The sequence below is a fragment of the Tunicatimonas sp. genome (assembly GCF_049647865.1).
GTDB lineage: Bacteria > Bacteroidota > Bacteroidia > Cytophagales > Cyclobacteriaceae > Tunicatimonas.
Window position 1 is genome coordinate 1 of the sequence record NZ_JBARYM010000803.1, and the last position, 1,672, is coordinate 1,672.

General features: G+C 49.9%; 1 protein-coding gene and 1 pseudogene. Both read right to left on the minus strand.

Features of this window, described 5'->3' with window-relative positions; translation table 11 throughout:
- On the minus strand, window positions 1-1,450 hold a 1,450-nt coding region (locus tag WBA23_RS23135; protein WP_424584647.1), incomplete at its 3' end, for a GMC family oxidoreductase N-terminal domain-containing protein.
- Window positions 1,450-1,672: pseudogene (locus WBA23_RS23140) on the minus strand (hypothetical protein); the annotation flags it as partial. The pseudogene WBA23_RS23140 and the gene WBA23_RS23135, both read right to left, overlap by 1 nt.

Below are 1,672 nucleotides of genomic sequence, written 5' to 3' on the forward strand. Positions count from 1 at the left end.
AACCAGCTCGTTCGTACATCTCGGTAAACTGCTCAAAGAAGTCTTGAATCATCCGCTCGTCATTGTCGTCGTAGTCGATGTTCACCTTCAGTAGCGGAATACCCCACTCGTCGGTTTGGGTTGGGTCCAAACTCACCGTATTGGTTTCCTTCGGAATGGTTTCGCCCATCATGTGGGAGCCCACGCGCCAGTTGCCCCACTGCGGATTCAACAAGTTGTCTTTCAACGACTGTCCAATACCATCGTAATCCCGCTCAATGTGGCGACGTGCCCCAAACCCAGAGGCATAGCCTCGCAGAAAGTCGGTTTCCTGCTTATACACGTTTCGGAAGCGGGGGATGTAGCCGGAAGTGGGGCGACGGCCTACGGTGGTGTTGCTTAGTTCTCCTTCGTAGGAGCCAGATATTTTACCTCGGTAAATATGGAAGGCCACGTGCGTACCCATCAAGCCATTGTCGTTACCCAAGCCTTCGGGAAAGCGGTTAGACTTAGAGTTAAGCAACAGCGTATTGGTGTTTAGCGCACTGGCGTTGACAAAAATTAGCGGAGCGTAAAATTCAATGCTTTCATTGCTTTCGGCATCAATTACTTGCACACCGGTAGCTTTTTCTTTTTCCTCATCGTAGATGATAGAGTGCACCACCGCATTCGGGCGCATAGTTAAGTTCCCAGTCTTCATGGCCCAAGGTAGGGTAGAGGAGTTGCTACTGAAGTAACCGCCAAAAGGGCAACCTCGCTGGCAGAGGTTACGGTTCATGCACTGCCCCCGCCCTTGATCTAGGTGAATCTGCTGAGGTTCAGACAGATGCGCGCAGCGAGCCACAATTACATTACGTCCGGTATATTGGGTTTCCAGTTTTTCCTTAAAGTATTTTTCTACGCAGTTCAAATCCATGGGCGGCAAGAATTCACCGTCAGGCAGGTAGTCTAATCCATCTTTATTACCGGAGATGCCCGCAAATTTTTCTACGTAGCTGTACCAGGGAGCTATATCGGCGTACCGGATAGGCCAGTCTACTGCGAAACCATCGCGCGCGGGACCTTCAAAATCATAGTCGCTCCAACGCTGCACCTGCCGGGCCCATAATAGCGACTTCCCCCCTACCTGGTAGCCCCGAATCCAGTCAAAAGGCTTATCTTGCACGTAGGGGTGCTCGGTATCCTTCACAAAAAAGTGAGCAGTATCCTCGTGAAAGGCGTAACAACGGCTAATCACCGGATTGGCTTTTTGTAACTCTTCCGGCATTTGTCCCCGATGCTCAAACTCCCAGGGCATTTTGTTGGTGGTTGGGTAGTCTTTGATGTGCTCTACGTTGCGACCTCGTTCCAGTACTAACGTTTTTAACCCCTTTTCAGTGAGTTCTTTAGCGGCCCAGCCGCCGCTAATGCCCGAGCCAATTACGATGGCATCGTAGGTCCTATTTTTTTTACTATCTATTGCGATTGTCATTACATTACAGTTAATCCTTCGGTAGAGACACAACCCTGATAGGGGCCGGGCACGAGTTTGTAGGGGAATTTTTCGGTCATAAAATGTTCGGAGATCATATAGCCCTGAATGGTGTAGCGCTTGGTGATTCCTAAAAATGTTTGAATGTTCTTCAGTTGCTCGGCAGGAGAAACCTCAGATCTCTCGGTGGCAGCAGGAGCTTCTTCCATCTCCATCAGTTGA